Source organism: Streptomyces cinnamoneus (assembly GCF_002939475.1).
GTDB lineage: Bacteria > Actinomycetota > Actinomycetes > Streptomycetales > Streptomycetaceae > Streptomyces > Streptomyces cinnamoneus_A.
The window spans coordinates 898150-917791 of record NZ_PKFQ01000001.1; the positions used below are offsets into that span (position 1 = coordinate 898150).

The 19642-nt window shown below is 71.4% G+C and carries 4 protein-coding genes; all 4 read left to right on the forward strand.

The genetic code is table 11. From position 1 onward, the window contains the following. The first annotated feature begins 19 nt into the window (after positions 1–19). The 4 genes from CYQ11_RS03625 to CYQ11_RS03640 all read left to right on the forward strand — a co-directional run bounded on the left by CYQ11_RS03625 (position 20) and on the right by CYQ11_RS03640 (position 19629). Positions 20–1021, forward strand: a complete 1002-nt coding sequence (locus CYQ11_RS03625) for an asparagine synthetase A (protein ID WP_099198155.1) — start codon at positions 20–22, stop codon at positions 1019–1021. Continuing rightward, positions 1018–2286, forward strand: coding sequence for a glutamate synthase-related protein (locus CYQ11_RS03630; RefSeq protein WP_099198156.1), 1269 nt, complete (start codon positions 1018–1020; stop codon positions 2284–2286). Before CYQ11_RS03625 ends, CYQ11_RS03630 begins: the two co-directional genes overlap by 4 nt. A gap of 63 nt (positions 2287–2349) precedes the next feature. Beyond that, a complete protein-coding gene (locus tag CYQ11_RS03635; protein WP_099198157.1) occupies positions 2350–2550 on the forward strand; it encodes an MbtH family protein in 201 nt (66 codons plus the stop codon). A 75-nt stretch (positions 2551–2625) separates the two neighbouring features. After that, entirely contained in the window at positions 2626–19629 is a 17004-nt protein-coding gene (locus CYQ11_RS03640; RefSeq protein ID WP_099198158.1) for a non-ribosomal peptide synthetase, read from the forward strand. Positions 19630–19642 lie beyond the last annotated feature (13 nt).

Consider the following 19642-nt stretch of genomic DNA (forward strand, 5'->3'; position numbering starts at 1 on the left):
AACCAGGGGAAGACAAACCATGAGTGACACCACAGCCGACCAGCCTCGCCCCACCCTCCCGGCCCACCTGCAGGACCCGGTGACCCGCACCGTGGTGCGCGTGCAGAACCGCATCGTCCAGGCGGCCCGCGAGCACCTCACCGGGCAGGGCTTCGTCGAGCTGATGCCCCCGATCATCGGCCCGGTCACCGACCCCGGCGGGCGCGGCTCCAAGCAGATCGACATCGACTTCTACGGCCACCGCTACAAGCTGATGACCAGCGCCATCCTCTACAAGCAGGCGTCGCTGCTGGCCTTCGACAAGATCTTCTGCGTGGCTCCGAACGTCCGTCTCGAACCGTTGGAGACGGCCAACACCAGCCGCCACCTGGTCGAGTTCCGCCAGCTCGACGTCGAGATCGCCGGCGCCTCACGGGAGGACGCCATGGGCGTCGCCCAGGACATCGTCGTCCAGGCCGTCACCGCGGTCGTCGAGGAGATGTCCGACGACCTCGCCCGGCTCGGCCGGGACCCGCAGGCGTTCGCCGCCCTCCTGAAGAACGACGCGCCGTTCGACCGGACGACCCACGAGGAGGCCGTGGCCCACCTGGCACGCCTCGGGCACGACCAGAATCCCGACGCCGAGATCGACTGGGAGGGTGAGGCGCTGCTCTCCGCGCAGGCCGACAGGCCGTTCTTCATCACCGACTACCCGAAGGGCTCCCGCGGTTTCTACGACCGTGAGGACGCCGACCGGCCGGGGGTGCTGCGCAACTACGACCTCATCGCCCCCGAGGGCTACGGCGAGCTGATGAGCGGCAGCGAGCGCGAGTACGACTACGCCCGGATCATCGCCCGGATGCGGGAGACCGGGGAGAACCCGGCCAAGTACGCCTGGTACCTGGACATGGTCCGTGCCGGCATCCCGGGCAGCGCCGGCTTCGGCATCGGCGTCGAGCGGCTGACCCGCTACGTCGCCGGGCTCGACGCCGTGTGGCAGGCCACCCCCTTCCCGAAGACCCCCGGGGTGGTGTCGGCGTGACGCGCGTCCTGACGGCCGGGGGCTTCGCGGAGGAGCAGGTCCGGGCCCGCGCCCGCGACGGCGCCGCCGCCGCCTTCCCCCGGCGCGAGGACTACGGCCGGCGGCTCTTCGGCGCCGAGGGCACACCGCGGGCCGGCCGGCCCGGGGACGCCCTGGAGAGCCTGCGCCTGGTGCCCCCGGTCTTCGTGCCGCAGCGGCTGGAGAAGCTGATCGAGCTGGCCCGGGAGCCGCACTACGGCGACGTCGACCTGGCCACCACCGTCGGCGGCTTCCGGTCGACCGCGCCGTTGTACGTCTCCGCGTTCGGCTCCACCCAGGTGGCCGCCTCCGGGCTGGGCACCGCCGTCAGCCGGCAGGCCGGCAGGCTGGGCATCCCCATGGTGGTCGGCGAGAACATCGTCCCGACCGTCGGGTACCGGGGCTCGGACGGCGAGAGCGGCATGCTCGCCCGGCTGAGCGCCTACGAGAGCGAGGTCCCCGACGGTTTCGGCGGCGTCACGTTCCAGCAGAGCACCGAGGACGCGGACGCCGAGGTGTGGAACCTCCTCTACAGCGCACCGTCGGCCCAGAAGCTGCTGGACTCCGGCCGCCTGGCCTTCGAGCTCAAGGTGGGGCAGGGCGCGAAGCCCGGGCTGGGCGGCATGACCGTCGTCGACACGGCGTCGGCCGTCCGCCTCGCCGAGCACTACACGACGGACGACGTCTACGGCGACGGCCGGCACGTCCTGCGCTCCAGCAGCCCCGGCACCTTCACCGAGGAGATCCTGCGGCAGCAGATCCGGCTGATGCGCAACAACTATCCGCGGGCCCGGGTCTGGGTGAAGCTGCCGCCCGGCCGCGACGTGCGCCGGGCGGCAGCCGTCGCCTGGGAAGCCGGCGCCGACGCCGTCACCGTCGACGGCGCGGAGGGCGGCAGCGGCTGGGCGCCGCTGTCCTTCCTCGACCACGTGGGCCTCCCCCTGGGCGAGTGCCTCCAGCGGATGCGCGCTTGGGAGGAACGTCACTGCCTGCTGGTGTCCGGCCGGATGTGGGAGGGCGGCCGGGTCGCCAGGAGCCTCGCGCTCGGCGCCCGCGCGGCCGGCCTCGGGCGAGCGGCGCTGCTGGCCGTCGACGAGAACCCCGACGACGGCCTCGACCGGCTCGTCTCCTGCCTGCTCCTCGAACTGCGGCTGCTGATCAGTGCCCTGGGCAAGTACGCGCCCGGCGCCCTCGGCCCCGAGGACGTGTGGGCCCCCGACGGCACCGGCACGACACCCGCCCACTGATCCACCACCCCACGCGTACGCCCGCCCGTACGCGACCCACCTTCCAGGAAAGGACCACCGGCCATGAGCAACCCGTTCGAGGACCCCGAGGCCTGCTACGTCGTTCTGGTCAACGACGAGAACCAGCACTCCCTTTGGCCGGCGCGGATCGCCGGGCCCGAGGGCTGGACCGTCGCCCACGACGAGGACACGCGGGAAGCCTGCCTCGCCTTCGTCGACCGGAACTGGACGGACCTGATGCCGCGGTCCGCCACAGCCGGCTGACCGCACCGCTGAACCCGCCCCCCTCCAGGGCCCCCTCCCAGCTGTACGACATCACGATTGGTATCGAGGAGCGTCATGACTCACCCCGACGACAAGGCGAACGACGTGCTGAGGAGCCGGTCGGCGTACTGGAGGAGGGCTCTGGGGGGCCTGCCGGGCGGCGGGGGCGAGGCCGTGGCGCCCGACGCGTGGGAGCGGCTCACGGAGTGGTCCCACGGCCCCGTGTGCGAACCGGCCGGGTGCTCCCTGCCGGAGCTGTTCGCGGCCCAGGCGGCCCGGACCCCCGACGCGACCGCCGTCGTCTGCGCGGACGGCAACCTGTCGTACGCCGAGCTCGACGAGCGGGCGAACGGCCTCGCCCACCTGCTGGTGGAACGCGGCGCGGGCCCGGGCCGCTTCGTGGGCGTCCTGCTGCCGCGGACGACCGACCTGCTGGTGGCGCTGCTCGCCGTGCAGAAGTCCGGCGCGGCGTACGTGCCGGTCGACCCGGAATACCCGGCGGACCGGATCGCCTACATGCTCGAGGACGCCGCCCCGGCGTTCGTCATCACCCACGGCGACATGGCGGCGGCCCTGCCGGCCCTCCCCTCGCTCCCCGTGCTCACCGTGGACGAGCTGGCGGACTGCCGGGCGGCGGCCCCGCCGGCGGTCACCGGCCACACCCGGCTGCCGGCGTACGTGATCTACACGTCGGGGTCGACGGGACGCCCCAAGGGCGTCCTCGTCGGCCAGGCCGCACTGGTGAACTTCCTGACCTCCATGGCCGGTTGGTTCCGGCTGGGCACGGACGACCGCTGGGGCGCGATGGCGTCGGCGGCGTTCGACATGGCCGGGCTGGACTTCTACCTGCCGCTGATCTCGGGGGCCGCCGTGGTCCTCGTCGAACGGGAGGCCGCCCGGGACCCGCACGCCCTCGCCGCGCTCCTGTCAGGCCGCGGCGTCACGATCGCGGAAGCCACGCCCACCTTGTGGCGCGGGCTGCTGGCGCAGGCCCCCGAGGCCGTACGCGGCCTGCGGGTCGTCGTGGGCGGCGAGGCCCTGCCGCCCGACCTGGCGGCGCTCCTCGGGGAGTCGGCGGCCGAGGTGACCAACCTCTACGGGCCGACCGAGACGACGATCTACTCGACGCGGGCGAGGGTGGCCGGCGACGTCGTCATCGGCCGCCCGATCGCCAACACCCAGGTGTTCGTCCTCGACGGCGAACTGCGGCCGGTCCCCCCGGGGACGGCCGGCGAGCTGTACATCGCCGGCGACGGCGTCGCCTACGGCTACTGGCACAAGCACGCCACGACCGCCGAACGGTTCGTCGCGAACCCGTTCGGCGCTCCGGGCACCCGCATGTACCGCACGGGCGACCTCGCCCGGTGGAACCGCGACGGAGACCTGGAGTGCCTCGGCCGGACCGACGACCAGGTGAAGCTGCGCGGCTTCCGGATCGAGCTCGGTGAGGTCGAGACGACGCTCCTCAGGTCCCCCGCCGTGGCCCAGGCCGCGGTCGTGGTCCGCGAGGACCAGCCGGGCGACCAACGGCTGGTCGCCTACGTCGTACCGTCCGGAGACGCCCCCTTGGACCCGGCGGCGCTGCGCGAGCAGGCGTCCGCCGCCCTGCCCGACTACATGATCCCGTCGGCGATCGTGACGCTCGCCGCCCTGCCGCTCACCCCGAACAGCAAGCTCGACCGCCGCGCCCTGCCGGCACCGCGCTACCGGGCGGCCACCGGCGGGCGGACGCCGCGCACCGCGCGGGAACGGGCCCTGACCGGGCTGTTCGCGGACGTGCTCGGCGTCGACGGGATCACGATCGACGACAGCTTCTTCGACCTCGGCGGCCACTCCCTGCTGGCGACCAGGCTCGTCAGCAGGGCACGGGCGGTGCTCGGCGTCGAGATCCCCGTGCGGGCGCTGTTCGAGGCACCGACGGTGGCGGAGCTCGCCGGACGGCTGGAGGACGCACAGGGGGCACGGACCGCACTGACGTCCCGGGAACGCCCCGAGGTGCTGCCCCTGTCGTCGGCGCAGCACCGGTTGTGGTTCCTGGAACGCTTCGAGAGGCAGGCGACCTACAACCTGCCGCTGGCCTTCCGGCTGCGCGGCGAGGTCGACGCGGTCGCGCTGCGGGCCGCGGTGACGGACGTGGTGGGACGCCACGAGGCGCTGCGGACGGTCTTCCCCGGCGTCGACGGCGAGCCGCGGCAAGTGGTGCTGAGCGCGGAGGACGCGCGGGTCGACTTCGCCGTGGTGGAGTGCGGGGAACAGGAGCTGGCGGGGCTGGTCTCGGACGCGGCGTTCACCGCCTTCGACCTGGAGCGTGACCTGCCGCTCAGGGTCACCCTGTTCAGGGTGGGCGACGAGGAGTCGGTCCTGCTGCTGACGCTCCACCACATCGCGGGTGACGGCTGGTCGGAGGAACCTCTTTTCGCGGACCTGGGGACGGCGTACCGCGCGCGGTGCGCGGACGGTGCTCCCGTGTGGGATCCGCTGCCGGTGCAGTACGCGGACTACACCCTGTGGCAGCGGGAGCTGCTGGACGAGGCGCTCGACGACCAACTCGCCTACTGGTCGAAGACACTGGCCGGCGCACCCCAGGAGCTGGCCCTCCCGACGGACCGCGCCCGTCCCGCCACGGCCAGCCACGAAGGCGGTGTCGTCGGGTTCGAGCTGGACGCGGGGCTGCACGCGCGCCTGGAAGGAGTGGCACGGCAGCACGGCGTGACCGTGTTCATGGTGCTGCAAGCAGGACTCACCGCGCTGCTGTCCCGCCTCGGCGCCGGCACCGACATCCCCCTGGGCGCGGTCGTCGCCGGCCGGTCGGACGAGGCACTCGACGATCTGGTCGGCTTCTTCGTCAACACGCTGGTGCTGCGGACGGACGTGTCGGGTGACCCGTCGTTCGGTGAGCTGCTGGAGCGGGTCCGGGAGACCGACCTCGCCGCGTTCGCCCACCAGGACGTGCCGTTCGAGCGGCTGGTCGAGGAGCTCAACCCCGACCGGTCAGGGGCACGCCACCCGCTGTTCCAGGTCATGCTCGTCCTCCAGAACAACACGGAAGGCCGACTGGAACTCCCCGGCCTGGCGACGGCCCGGGAGGCGATCGAGGCGGCGCCGGCGAAGTTCGACCTGAACTTCGCTTTCGTGGAGGGACGGGACGACGCCGGACTTCCGTCGGGCATCAGCGGCGAGCTGGTGTTCGCGAAGGACCTCTTCGAGCAGGCGTCGGCACGGCTGATGGCGGATCGTCTGGTGCGGCTGCTGGCGGGTGCGGCGGCCGACCCCGCGGCGCCGGTCGGTTCCCATGACCTGTTGAGCGCCGAGGAACAGGACCGGATCGTGTCCGTGTGGAACGACACGGACCGGGTGCCGGCGCAGGTGCTGGACCGCACGCTGCACGAAGTGTTCGAGGAGCAAGCGAGGCGGACTCCGGACGCTGTCGCGCTGGTCTTCGAGGACGAGCACGTGTCCTACCGGCAGCTGAACGAGCGAGCCGACCTGCTCGCGCCGTGGGTTGCGGGCGGGGGTGGCGTGGTGGGTGTCCATCTTGAGCGCGGCGTGGACATGGTGGTCGCGTTGCTGGCGGTGCTGAAGTCCGGTGCCGGATACACCCTGTTGGACCCGGACTTCCCGGCGGAACGGGTCGCCGGGGTTCTCGCCGAGGCCGACGTACGCCTGGTGGTGACCCGCAGCGGCCTGAGCGACACCGTCTCCGTCCCGGGGGTGTCGACAGTGTGCGTCGACGCCCTGACGGGTGCGCCGAGCAAGCCCGCAGTCCGTGACGCGCGCCCGGGTGATGTGGCGTGTGTGATGTTCACGTCCGGCTCGACGGGACGCCCCAAGGGCGTGGCCACCTCCCACCGCGCCCTCCTGGGCACCTACCTGGGCCAGGACTACGGCCGGTTCGGCCCCGACGAAGTGTTTCTCCAGTGCTCGCCGGTCTCATGGGACGGCTTCGCCCTCGAACTCTTCGGAGCCCTGCTCCACGGCGCCACCTGCGTCCTCCAACCCGGCCAGAGCCCCGAGCCGGCGACCATCGAACGCCTGGTCGCTGCGCACCGTGTGACGATGCTCCAGCTCTCCGCCACCCTCTTCAACCACCTCGTCGACGAACACCCCGGGGCCTTCCACGGCGTACGCGTCGCCTTCACCGGCGGCGAGGTGGGATCGGTCGCGCACGTCGCCAAGATCCTTGACCTTTTTCCGGACCTCCACGTCGGCAACGGCTACGGCCCCGTCGAAAGCATGGGCTTCACCACCTGCCACACGGTGACACCCGAAGACCTCGCAGCGAGCCAGCTGCCCGTCGGCCGTCCGGTCGGCAACAAACGCGCCTACGTAGTCGATGACAGCCTGCGGCTCGTGCCCCCCGGTGTGATTGGTGAGGTGTACGTGGCCGGTGCCGGGCTCGCCCGCGGCTACGTCAACCGCCCCGGACTGACCGCCGAGCGCTTCGTCGCCTGCCCCTTCGGCACCCCCGGCGAACGCATGTACCGCACCGGCGACCTCGCCCGCTGGCGGGGCGACGGCGTCCTGGAGTACGTGGGCCGCGCCGACGACCAGATCAAGATCCGCGGCTTCCGCATCGAACCCGGAGAGATCGCCGCCGTACTCACCAGCCACCACGCCGTCGTCCAAGCCGCAGTCATCGCACGGGACGACCTGCCCGGCGGCACGGGACTCGTCGCCTACGCGGTCCCGGACGACCACGGGACCATCGATGCGGCAGAACTGCGCCGCTACGCAGCCCGTTCGCTTCCCCGGCACATGGTCCCCACAGCCGTCATGCTGCTCGACGCACTCCCCCTCACCCCCAACGGCAAACTCGACCGACGCGCCCTCCCCACCCCCACCTTCACCGCATCAACCCAAGGACGCACACCCCGCACCGACCGGGAACGCACACTCACCGACCTCTACACGGAGATCCTCGGAACCGACCACGTCACCATCGACGACAGCTTCTTCGACCTCGGCGGCCACTCCCTCCTGGCCACCCGCCTCATCAGCCGCGTCCGGACCCTGCTGGGCGCCGAGCTCAGCATCCACGACCTGTTCCGTGACCCGACGGTCGCCGGTGTGGCCGAACGGCTGGACGCCGCATCGGAAGCGCGTATGGCGCTGACGGTACGGACGCGTCCCGAAGTGCTGCCGTTGTCGTCGGCGCAGCACCGGCTGTGGTTCCTGGAACGCTTCGAGAAGCAGGCCACGTACCAGGTTCCGCTGGCGTTCCGGCTGTGCGGCCCCGTGGACGTCGATGCTCTGCGGACGGCGATCGGCGATGTAGCCGGCCGGCACGAGACGCTGCGTACGGTGTTTCCCGCCGTCGACGGCCAGCCGCAGCAGCATGTGCTCGACGCCGCGGACGCTTCCGTGGACTTCACCGTGCTGGAGTGTACGGACCAAGAGGAACTGGCCCGGCGACTCACTGACGCGGCCCTCATCCCGTTCGACCTGGAACGGGAGATCCCGCTGAGGGGAACGTTGTTCGTGGTGGGGGACGAGGAGTCGGTCCTGCTGCTGGCTCTGCACCACATCGCCACGGACGGCTGGTCCGAAGGCCCGCTCTACGCGGACCTGGCGTTGGCATACCAGGCGCGGTGCGCGGGTGCCGCTCCGGTGTGGGAGCCGTTGCCGGTGCAGTACGCCGACTACACCCTGTGGCAGCACGACCTGCTCGACGAGGTCCTCGCCAGCCAGCTCGCGTACTGGACCACGACCCTGTCCGGCGCACCGCAAGAGCTCGCGCTGCCCACCGACCACCCCCGCCCCACCACCGCCAGCCACGAAGGCGGCCAGGTGGAGTTCACACTCGACGCCACCCTCCACGCCCGCCTGGAGAGCCTCGCCCGCCAACACGGCGCCACGCTCTTCATGGTCCTCCAAGCCGGACTCGCCACACTCCTCTCCAGCCTCGGCGCGGGAACCGACATCCCCCTCGGCACCGTCGTCGCCGGCCGCTCCGACGAAGCACTCGACGACCTCGTCGGCTTCTTCGTCAACACCCTCGTCCTGCGGACGGACCTGACCGGCGACCCCACGTTCAGCGAACTGCTCGCACGCGTCCGGGAGACGGACCTCGCCGCCTTCGCCCACCAGGACGTCCCCTTCGAACGACTCGTCGAAGAGATCAACCCCGACCGTTCCAGCTCCCGCCACCCCCTCTTCCAGGTACTTTTCACCCTCCAGAACAACGTCGAGGGCGAGCTGGAGCTGGCGGGCCTCACATCGGCCCGGGAGCCGGTGCACGCGTCTCCGGCCAAGTTCGACCTGAACTTCACCTTCACGGAGGAACGGGACGACACCGGCGTTCCGGCGGGCATCCGGGGAGAGCTGCTGTTCGCCACGGACCTCTTCGACGAGGCGTCCGCCCAGTCGATGGCGGAGCGCATGGTGCGCCTGCTGACGGGTGCGGCCCTCGACTCCGAGGCGCCGGTCGGTTCCCATGACCTGTTGAGCGCTGGTGAACGGCATCGCATCGCGTCCGTGTGGAACGACACGGACCGGGTGCCGGCGCAGGTGCTGGACCGCACGCTGCACGAAGTGTTCGAGGAGCAAGCGAGGCGGACTCCGGACGCTGTCGCGCTGGTCTTCGAGGACGAGCACGTGTCCTACCGGCAGCTGAACGAGCGAGCCGACCTGCTCGCGCCGTGGGTTGCGGGCGGGGGTGGAGTGGTGGGTGTCCATCTTGAGCGCGGCGTGGACATGGTGGTCGCGCTGCTGGCGGTACTGAAGTCCGGGGCCGGATATACCCTGTTGGACCCGGACTTCCCGGCGGAACGAGTGGCCGGTGTCCTCGCCGAGGCCGGGGTCGACCTGGTGGTGACGCGCAGCGGGCTGAGCGACGCCGTCACCGGCCCCGGGGTGTCCACGGTGTGCGTCGACGCCCTGACGGGTACGGCGAGCACACCGGAGGTCCGCGAAGCGCACCCCACCGACGTGGCGTGTGTGATGTTCACGTCCGGCTCGACGGGACGCCCCAAGGGCGTGGCCACCTCCCACCGCGCCCTCCTGGGCACCTACCTGGGCCAGGACTACGGCCGGTTTGGCCCCGACGAAGTGTTTCTCCAGTGCTCACCGGTCTCATGGGACGGCTTCGCCCTCGAACTCTTCGGAGCCCTGCTCCACGGCGCCACCTGCATCCTCCAACCCGGCCAGAACCCCGAGCCGGCAACCATCGAACGCCTGGTCGCTGCGCACCGTGTGACGATGCTCCAGCTCTCCGCCACCCTCTTCAACCACCTCGTCGACGAACACCCCGGGGCCTTCCACGGCGTACGCGTCGCCTTCACCGGCGGCGAAGTCGGCTCCGTCGCCCACGTCGCCAAAGTCCTCCAACTCCACCCCGATCTACGCGTCGGCAACGGCTACGGCCCCGTCGAAAGCATGGGCTTCACCACCTGCCACACGGTCACCGCAGACGACCTCACCACAGCGCAACTGCCCATCGGCCGCCCGATCGGCAACAAACGCGCCTACGTAGTCGACGGCAACCTGCGGCTCGTGCCCGCCGGCGTGGTCGGTGAGGTGTACGTCGCCGGCGCCGGATTGGCTCGCGGTTATGTGAACCGCCCTGGTCTCACGGCCGAGCGCTTCGTCGCCTGCCCCTTCGGCACCCCCGGCGAACGCATGTACCGCACCGGCGACCTCGCCCGCTGGCGCCCCGACGGCACACTCGAATACATGGGCCGCGCCGACGACCAGATCAAGATCCGCGGCTTCCGCGTCGAACCCGGAGAGATCGCCGCCGTACTCACCAGCCACCACGCCGTCGTCCAAGCCGCAGTCATCGCACGGGACGACCTGCCCGGCGGCACGGGACTCGTCGCCTACGCGGTCCCGGACGACCACGGGACCATCGATGCGGCAGAACTGCGCCGCTACGCAGCCCGTTCGCTTCCCCGGCACATGGTCCCCACAGCCGTCATGCTGCTCGACGCACTCCCCCTCACCCCCAACGGCAAACTCGACCGACGCGCCCTCCCCACCCCCACCTTCACCGCATCAACCCAAGGACGCACACCCCGCACCGACCGGGAACGCACACTCACCGACCTCTACGCGGAGATCCTCGGAACCGACCACGTCACCATCGACGACAGCTTCTTCGACCTCGGCGGCCACTCCCTCCTGGCCACCCGCCTCATCAGCCGCGTCCGGTCGGTGCTCGGAGCGGAGATGGGCATCCGTGACCTCTTCGACGCCCCGACCGTCGCCGACCTCGCCCAGCGACTCGACGGCGCCGCCGGCGCCCGTGCAGCACTTCAGGTGGCCGAACGCCCGGAGGTGCTGCCCCTGTCGTCGGCGCAGCACCGGCTGTGGTTCCTGGAACGCTTCGAGAAGCAGGCCACCTACAACTCGCCCTTCGCCTTCCGGTTGCACGGCCACCTCAACACGGCGGCCCTGCGCACGGCGATCAGCGACGTGGTCGGCCGCCACGAAGCGCTCCGTACGCTCTTCCCCGCCGTCGACGGCCACCCCCGGCAGCACGTCCTGCGCCCTGAGGACGTACAGGTGGACTTCACCGTCACGCCGTGCGATGCCGAGGAGCTGGCAGAGCAGATGTCGGTGGCGGCGTTCACCCCGTTCGACCTGGAGACGGGAATCCCCCTCCGGGCCGCTCTCTTCACCCTCGACGAGACCGAGTCCGTCCTCGTTCTCACCCTCCACCACATCGCCAGCGACGGCTGGTCCGAACGCCCCCTCCTCAACGACCTCGCCGTGGCCTACGAGGCCCGGTGCTCCGGAGCGGAGCCGGCCTGGGCGCCCCTCCCGGTGCAGTACGCCGACTACACCCTCTGGCACCAGGCGCTCCTGGACGCGGTCCTCGGCGACCAGCTCACCTACTGGTCGGAGACCCTGAAGGGTGCCCCGCAGGAGCTTGCCCTGCCGGCCGACCGCCCCCGGCCGGCGGTGGCCGGCCATGAAGGCGGTCTGCTGGAGTTCACCCTCGACGCCGACCTGCACTCCCGGCTCGAGGACCTGGCCCGTCAGCACGGTGTGACGCTGTTCATGGTGTTGCAAGCCGGCGTGGGAGCCCTTCTCTCCCGTATGGGAGCGGGCGGCGACATCCCGCTCGGCACCGTCGTCGCCGGCCGCTCCGACGAAGCACTCGACGACCTCGTCGGCTTCTTCGTCAACACCCTCGTCCTGCGGACGGACCTGACCGGCGACCCCACGTTCAGTGAGCTGCTCGCACGCGTCCGGGGCACCGACCTCGCGGCCTTCGCCCACCAGGACGTCCCCTTCGACCGGCTGGTCGAGGAGGTCAACCCCGACCGGTCCAGCTCCCGCCACCCCCTCTTCCAGACCATGCTCGTCCTCCAGAACAACGCCGGAGGGGACTTGGCACTACCCGGGCTGACCGTCGAAGAGGAGTCCCATGGGTCGGTCCCCTCGAAGTTCGACCTCGACTTCACCTTCTCCGAGAGGCGGGACGGCACCGGAACCCCGACGGGCATCAGCGGGTCGGTGCTGTTCGCCACGGACCTGTTCGACCGGTCCAGCGCCCAGCAGATGGCGGACTGCCTGCGACTGCTCCTGGAGGGCGCGGCAGCCACCCCGGAAGCCCGCATCGGATCGTTGCCGGTCTTCGATTCGGTGGAGTCGGAGCAGGTGTGCTTGGCGCGGACCGAGCGGATGCGGTCCGGGTTCGCGAAGGAGGCGGCGGCTTCGGAGGCCGAGGTCGCGACGGGCGCCGGGCGGTCCGGTGGCCGGGGCCCGAGGTCGGCGCGGGAAGAGATCCTTTGTGGCCTCTTCGCCGAAGTGCTGGGCACCCCGGTCGTCGCCGTCGACGACAACTTCTTCGCTCTGGGCGGTCATTCACTGCTGGCGACCCGCCTCATCAGCCGCGTCCGTTCCGTGCTGGGCATGGAACTGGGCATTCGCGACCTGTTCCGCAACCCCACCGTCGCGGCCGTGGCCGAACGGCTGGACGTCGCGGCGGGTGAGGTCCGTCCGGCACTGACGTCGCGCCGACGTCCCGACGTGCTTCCCCTCTCGCCGGCGCAGCACCGGCTGTGGTTCCTGGAACGCTTCGAACAGGAGGCCACGTACAACGCGCCCTTCGCGCTCCGGCTGCGGGGCCGGGTGAACGTGTCCGCTCTGCGGGAAGCGGTCCACGACGTGGTCGGCCGTCACGAGGCGCTGCGCACCGTCTTCCCCGCCGTCGACGGCGAACCCCACCAGCACGTCCTGCGCCCTGACGGCCTTCGTGTGGACTTCACGGTCGCCGAGTGCACGGAGGAGCAGCTGGCGAAGCGCGTCGCGGAGGCGGCGTTCGCCCCGTTCGACCTGGCGACGGCGATGCCGATACGTTTCGCGCTGTTCACCCTCGGTGAGGACGAGTCCGTGCTCGTCCTCACGCTGCACCACATAGCGAGCGACGGCTGGTCGGAGAGGCCGCTGTTCGAGGACCTCACGGCGGCCTACCGGGCGCGGTGCGCGGGTGCGCCTCCGGCGTGGGAGCCGCTGCCGGTACAGTACGCCGACTACACCCTGTGGCAGCGGGAGCTGCTGGACGAGGTGCTCGACGACCAGCTCGCCTACTGGTCGGAGACGCTGAAGGGCGCCCCACAGGAGCTTGCCCTGCCGGCCGACCGCCCCCGGCCGGCGGTGGCCAGCCATGACGGCGGTCTGGTCGAGTTCGCCCTCGACGCCGACTTGCACACCCGTCTCAACGACCTCGCCCGCCAGCACGGCGTGACCCTGTTCATGGTGCTTCAGGCAGGGCTCGCCGCCCTGCTGTCCCGGCTGTGCGCCGGAACGGACATCCCGCTCGGCACCGTGGTCGCGGGCCGCTCGGACGAGGCCTTGGACGACCTCGTCGGCTTCTTCGTCAACACCCTCGTCCTGCGGACGGACGTGTCGGGTGACCCGTCGTTCGGTGAGCTGCTGGACCGGGTCCGGGAGACCGACCTCGCCGCGTTCGCCCACCAGGACGTGCCGTTCGAGCGGCTGGTCGAGGAGCTCAACCCCGACCGGTCGGGGGCACGCCACCCGCTGTTCCAGGTCATGCTCGTCCTCCAGAACAATTCCGAAGGACGCATCGAGCTTGAGGGCCTGTCCGTGGACGCGGAGTCGGCCGGTTCGATCCCGGCGAAGTTCGACCTGAGCTTCGCGTTCGTGGAGGAGCGGGACGGCTCCGGGATTCCAGCGGGGATCCGAGGGGAGTTGCTGTTCGCAGCGGACCTCTTCGAGCAGGCGTCGGCACAGTCGATGGCGGATCGTCTGGTGCGGCTGCTGGCGGGTGCGGCGGCCGGGCCCGAAGCACCGGTGGCCTCGGTCGAGTTGCTCAGCGCCGAGGAGCAGGACCGGATCGTGTCCGTGTGGAACGACACGGACCGGGTGCCGGCGCAGGTGCTGGACCGCACGCTGCACGAAGTGTTCGAGGAGCAGGCAAGCCGGGCTCCTGACGCTGTCGCGCTGGTCTTCGAGGACGAGCACGTGTCCTACCGGCAGCTGAACGAGCGAGCCGACCTGCTCGCGCCGTGGGTTGCGGGCGGGGGTGGAGTGGTGGGTGTCCATCTTGAGCGCGGCGTGGACATGGTGGTCGCGCTGCTGGCGGTACTGAAGTCCGGGGCCGGATATACCCTGTTGGACCCGGACTTCCCGGCGGAACGAGTGGCCGGTGTCCTCGCCGAGGCCGGGGTCGACCTGGTGGTGACGCGCAGCGGGCTGAGCGACGCCGTCACCGGCCCCGGGGTGTCCACGGTGTGCGTCGACGCCCTGACGGGTACGGCGAGCACACCGGAGGTCCGCGAAGCGCACCCCACCGACGTGGCGTGTGTGATGTTCACGTCCGGCTCGACGGGACGCCCCAAGGGCGTGGCCACCTCCCACCGCGCCCTCCTGGGCACCTACCTGGGCCAGGACTACGGCCGGTTTGGCCCCGACGAAGTGTTTCTCCAGTGCTCACCGGTCTCATGGGACGGCTTCGCCCTCGAACTCTTCGGAGCCCTGCTCCACGGCGCCACCTGCATCCTCCAACCCGGCCAGAACCCCGAGCCGGCAACCATCGAACGCCTGGTCGCTGCGCACCGTGTGACGATGCTCCAGCTCTCCGCCACCCTCTTCAACCACCTCGTCGACGAACACCCCGGGGCCTTCCACGGCGTACGCGTCGCCTTCACCGGCGGCGAAGTCGGCTCCGTCGCCCACGTCGCCAAAGTCCTCCAACTCCACCCCGATCTACGCGTCGGCAACGGCTACGGCCCCGTCGAAAGCATGGGCTTCACCACCTGCCACACGGTCACCGCAGACGACCTCACCACAGCGCAACTGCCCATCGGCCGCCCGATCGGCAACAAACGCACCTACGTAGTCGACGACAGCCTGCGGCTCGTGCCCCCCGGTGTGATTGGTGAGGTGTACGTCGCCGGCGCCGGATTGGCTCGCGGTTATGTGAACCGCCCTGGTCTCACGGCCGAGCGCTTCGTCGCCTGCCCCTTCGGCACCCCCGGCGAACGCATGTACCGCACCGGCGACCTCGCCCGCTGGCGCCCCGACGGCACACTCGAATACATGGGCCGCGCCGACGACCAGATCAAAATCCGCGGCTTCCGCATCGAACCCGGAGAGATCGCCGCCGTACTCACCACCCACCAAGCCGTCGCCCAAGCCACCGTCATCGCACGCGAGGACCAGCCCGGCGACATCCGCCTCACCGCCTACGCCGTCCTCGACGAGCACGAGACACTCGAACCGGCCGCCCTACGGCGTTACGCGGCGGCGCTCCTCCCCCGGCACATGGTCCCGGCCACCGTCATGGTGCTGGACGCGCTGCCGCTCACCCCGAACGGCAAACTCGACCGCCGTGCCCTTCCGGCCCCGGAGGCCCGCGGCGACGGGGAGGGCCGTGGCCCGCGTTCCGCGCGGGAGGAGATCCTCTGCGGTGTCTTCGCCGAGGTCCTCTCGACCCCGGCTGTCGGCATCGACGACGACTTCTTCGTCCTCGGTGGCCATTCGCTGCTGGCGACGCGGCTGATCAGCCGGGTCCGGTCGGTGCTGGGCGCGGAGATCGGTATCCGCGACCTGTTCGACGCCCCGACCGTCGCGGGTCTCGTCGAGCGACTCGACGGTGCCGCGAGCACGCGGACAGCACTGCGACGGGTCGCCGAACGGCCGGACGTGCTGCCCTTGTCGTCGGCTCAGCAGCGTCTGTGGTTCCTGGAACGCTTCGAAAGGCAAGGCACCTACAACTCGCCCTTGGCCTTCCGGCTGCACGGCCACCTCGACGTACAGGCCATGCACTCAGCGCTCAACGACGTGGTCGGCCGGCACGAGGCCCTCCGTACGCTCTTCCCCGCCGTCGACGGCCAGCCGCAGCAGCACGTCCTGCGCCCCGAGGACGTACGGGTCGACTTCACCGTGGTCGCATGCACGGAAGAACAGCTGACCGAACACGTCACCGGCGCCGTGTGCGCGCCCTTCGACCTGGAGACCGCGATACCCGTCCGGGCCACGCTCCTCACCCTCGGCGAGGCCGAGTCCGTCCTCGTCCTGGCCCTCCACCACATCGCCAGCGACGGCTGGTCCGAACGCCCTCTCCTCACGGACCTGGCCGAGGCCTACCGCGCCCGGCGCTCGGGGGCGGAGCCGAGCTGGGTACCCCTGCCGGTGCAGTACGCCGACTACACCCTCTGGCAGCGGACCCTGCTGGACGAGGTGCTGGACGACCAGCTCGCCTACTGGCGGCAGGCGCTGGCCGGCGCCCCCCGGGAACTGACCTTGCCGACGACTCCTGCGGAGGATTCGGCGGAGGCCTCCGGGGGCGGGCTGGTGGAGTTCCACCTCGACGCCGACCTGCACGCCCGGCTGGAGGGCCTTGCCCGGCAGCACGGTGTGACCCTCTTCATGGTGCTGCAAGCAGCGCTGGCGGCGTTGCTGTCCCGCCTCGGCGCGGGAACCGACATCCCCCTCGGCACCGTCGTCGCCGGCCGCTCCGACGAAGCACTCGACGACCTCGTCGGCTTCTTCGTCAACACCCTCGTCCTGCGGACGGACGTGTCCGGTGACCCCTCGTTCAGCGAACTGCTGGGACGGGTCCGCGAAACCGACCTCGCCGCCTTCGCCCACCAGGACGTCCCCTTCGAGCGACTCGTCGAAGAGATCAACCCCGACCGTTCCAGCTCCCGGCACCCCCTCTTCCAGACCATGCTCGTCCTCCAGAACAACGCCGAAGGCACCGTCGACCTGCCGGGCCTGACGGTCGATGCCGAGCCGTTCGCCGCGAGTGCGCCCAAGTTCGACCTCGACTTCACCTTCGGCGAGGGGCATGACAGCGCCGGGGCCCCGACGGGCGTCACCGGGTCCGTGGAGTACGCGGCGCACCTGTTCGACCGGGCGTCCGCGCAGTCGATGGCGGACCGCCTGCGGCTGCTCCTCGAAGGCGTGACCACGAGCCCGGACGCACCCCTCGGTTCCCTCGAACTGCTCGGTGCCGACGAGCGGGACCGGATCGTCACCGAGTGGAACGACACGGCTCGCCCTCTGCCGGACGCACGCTTGCTGCCCGAGGTGTTCGAAGGCAACGTGCGGCGGACGCCGGAGGCCACCGCCCTGGTGGCCGGCGACGAGACCCTCACCTTCGCGGAACTGAACACCCGGGCGAACCGCCTGGCCCGGCTGCTGGCCCGCAGCGGGGTGGGTCCCGGCCGTGGTGTGGCGGCCCTGCTGCCGCGGTCGGCCGAGCTCGTCGTGGCCCTGCTGGCCGTCATGAAGGCCGGTGCCTGCTACGTCCCGGTCGACCCGGAGTACCCGGCCGACCGGATCGGGCTCATCCTGTCCGACGCCGCGCCGTCCGTCCTGCTCACCGACCGGCGGGGGGCCGAGGGGCTGACACCGGATCCCGAGGCGCCGATCACGGTGCTGGCCCTCGACGACCCGTCGGTCCGCGCCGCGACGGCACAGCAGTCGGACAGCGACCTCGCGCCGGCCGACCTCGCCACGCCGCCGCTCCCCGAGCACCCGGCGTACATCGTCTACACGTCGGGGTCGACGGGCCGCCCCAAGGGCGTCCTGGTCGAGCACCGGGCCCTGACCAACCTGTTCCACCAGCACGTCGGCGAGGTCTACGCCGACCTGCCGGCCGCCCTGGGCGAGCGCCCCCTGCGGGCCGCGCTGACGGGGGCGACGACCTTCGACGCCGCGTGGAGCCCGCTGATCTGGCTGCTGGCCGGTCACGAACTGCACCTCGTGGACGACGAGACGCGCCGTTCACCCGAGGCACTGGTCGACTACGCGGCCGCCGCGGGCGTCGACTACATGGAGATGTCCCCGACGTACTGCCGGCAGCTGCTGGAGCTGGGGCTGCTCGCGGACGACCGGCCCTCCCGCCCCTCCTTCCTGGAGATCGGCGGTGAGGCCGTCGACGAGGCACTGTGGGCGGACCTCGGCGAGGCGTCGGCCAAGGGCACGGTCACGTACAACACCTACGGCCCCACGGAGTGCACGGTCTACACGACGTACGCACGGGTGGACCGCCACCGGCGCCCGGTCATCGGCCGGCCGCTCGGCAACCACCGTGCCTACGTGCTCGACGCCGGGCTGGGCCTGGTCCCCCCCGGTGTGGTCGGTGAGCTGTACGTGGCCGGTGCAGGGCTCGCCCGCGGCTACGTCAACCGCCCCGGACTGACCGCCGAGCGCTTCGTCGCCTGCCCCTTCGGCACCCCCGGCGAACGCATGTACCGCACCGGCGACCTCGCCCGCTGGCGGGGCGACGGCGTCCTGGAGTACGTGGGCCGCGCCGACGACCAGATCAAAATCCGCGGCTTCCGCATCGAACCCGGAGAGATCGCCGCCACCCTCACCACCCACCAAGCCGTCGCCCAAGCCGCAGTCATCGCACGCGAGGACCAGCCCGGCGACATCCGCCTCACCGCCTACGCCGTCCTCGACGAGCACGAGACACTCGAACCGGCGGAACTGCGCCGGTATCTCACCGGCCTGCTGCCGCGGCACATGATCCCCGCTGCGGTCGTCGTCCTGGACGCGTTGCCGATGACCCCGCACGGGAAGCTCGACCACCGCGCGCTGCCGGCCCCCGAGGCGCGGGGCGAGGGCGGCGGCCGTGGTCCGCGCTCCGTCCAGGAGCAGGTCCTGTGCACGGTCTTCGCCGAGGTCCTCGGCGTCCCGCAAGTCGGCGTCGACGACGACTTCTTCCAACTGGGCGGGCACTCCATCAAGGCCGCCCAGCTGGTCGGCCGGGCCCGTACGGCTCTCGGCGTGGAGATCGGCATCCGCGACCTGTTCGACGCGCCGACCGTCGCGGGCCTGGCCGAGCGGCTGGCCACCGGCGGCGGTGACGACCCGTTCTCCGCCCTGCTGCCCCTGCGCAAGGGCAAGGACAGCATGGACGGCGGCACGGCACCCGCACCGCTGTTCTGCGTCCACCCCGCCGCCGGCATCAGCTGGGTCTACTCCGGGCTGCTGCGCCACCTGGACCACGACCGGCCCGTCTACGGCCTCCAGGCCCGAGGTCTCAGCGACGAGACGGCGGCGCCCCGGAGCGTCGAGGAGATGGCGGAGGACTACCTGACCCTGGTCCGGTCCGTCCAGCCGCACGGCCCGTACTCGCTGCTCGGCTGGTCCTTCGGAGGTGTCGTGGCGCACCACCTGGCCGTCCGGCTCCAGGAGGAGGGGGAGGACGTGGCGGCCCTCGTCCTGATGGACGGCTACCCGAGCGTCCCCACCGGGTCTCCCACCGAGGCGGACGCGAGCCCCGGGGACCCCGGCACCGTCCGTGAGGTCTTCGAGTCGCTGGGGCACGACCCGGCCGCGGCCGCGGCGCCCGACAGCCCGCTCGCGCTGCTCGGCGAGGGGAAGCTGGAGGCGGTGACGCGCGTGTTCACCGACAACGCGCGGATGCTGGACGTCTTCACACCCGGCGTGTTCGACGGGAGCGTGCTCCTGATCGAGGCCACCGAAGGGAAGACGGACGCCTCACCGCGGCCCGAGGCGTGGCGGTCCCATGTGACGGGAACGGTGCGTGTGCACCCGGTCGCGGGGCTCCACGGCGAACTGACCCAGCCCCGCCACCTGGCCCGGCTGGGGCCGGTCATCGCCGCCTGGTGCGCCGGCGAACGGCCGTAGGACGGCCGACGGT